This is a genomic window from Companilactobacillus halodurans, from assembly GCF_009600985.1.
Classification (GTDB): Bacteria; Bacillota; Bacilli; order Lactobacillales; family Lactobacillaceae; genus Companilactobacillus; species Companilactobacillus halodurans.
This window is the reverse complement of the sequence record NZ_VDFP01000243.1, coordinates 1-1,103: the sequence shown is the minus strand read 5'-3', so window position 1 is coordinate 1,103 and position 1,103 is coordinate 1. Positions and strand designations below refer to the sequence as shown.

At 35.2% G+C, this 1,103-nt stretch carries 2 protein-coding genes; both read right to left on the bottom strand.

Going from position 1 to position 1,103, the window contains the following annotated elements; all coding sequences use genetic code 11:
• Positions 1-767 (bottom strand): TIGR01457 family HAD-type hydrolase (locus FHL06_RS13920; RefSeq protein ID WP_153387250.1); only part of this gene is annotated, 767 nt, incomplete at its 3' end.
• Positions 764-1,103: YutD-like domain-containing protein (locus FHL06_RS13915; protein WP_153387248.1), on the bottom strand; the 340-nt coding region annotated here is incomplete at its 5' end. The genes FHL06_RS13920 and FHL06_RS13915, both read right to left, overlap by 4 nt.

Genomic DNA, 1,103 nt, shown 5'->3' with positions numbered 1-1,103 from the left:
CACTGGTCCAAGCTTTCAACTTGATGCGTAGGTTTAATTGGTGCCTTGTCAATATCTTCATGCGTACTTACACCAGTATTGACCCAAAGAGTATCAACATCAGCATTGATACCGCACTTAATATCGGTATTATAATTATCTCCAACCATTACAGCTGATTTAGGATCAAATCCTCTAGCTTTAACGGCAAAATCAATAATATCTCGTTCAGGCTTACCTATATAATGAGCCTTTTGTTGCGTTGATGTTTCTACTAAGGAAATTACAGAACCAGCACCTGGAACAAGTCCACGCTCGTTAGGTAAATTAGTATCAGCATTAGTTCCAATGAAGAAAGCTCCACGCTTAATTGCTAACGTTGCTAATTCAAATTTATGATAAGTTACGTCATAATCCAATCCTACAATAACAACATCCGGATCAACTTCATTTAACTTGATACCTGTTCCAAAAACGGCACTTTTTAATCCATATTCACCAATAACATAAGCCGAATGATTTTCCAAATCGTCTTCAAACATATTCTTTATGTATGCTGCTGTGGCAAGTGAAGGCGTCAATACTTGATCAGCAGTTGCTGTAATCTGATGATTGTTAGTCAAATTGTCTGCTACTTGTTGTGGCGTCTTAGTAGTATTATTCGTCAAGAAATAATATTTAGCCCCCGTAGCGTTTAGGTTATCAATAAAAATTTTAGCTTCAGGAATCTTATCCTTGCCTCGATACATAGTTCCATCTAAATCAATTAAATATGTTTGATACTTCATTTATTCTTTTCACCTATTTTTCTAATTTTAAACGTCTTCTTCGCACTCGTAGTTGTTGTTGTCTTCTTACTACTACGATGTTTAGAAATCCTTTTTTTGCGTTGCCCGTTATTATGTGGCTTATTAGCCTTAGTACCGGGTTTAACATGATTATTTCTAGTTCTAAATCTATGGTTAGCTCGATGATGACCTGTTTTAAGTGGTGCTTTTTTGACTTTTTCCAAAACGAAATAAGCACAGCCGAAATTACAGTACTCCAACAAATAATCCTCTAAATGAGAAATTCGATTATCTAAAGTACTTTCTTTACGACCATCTTCATAAAATCCCTTAAAA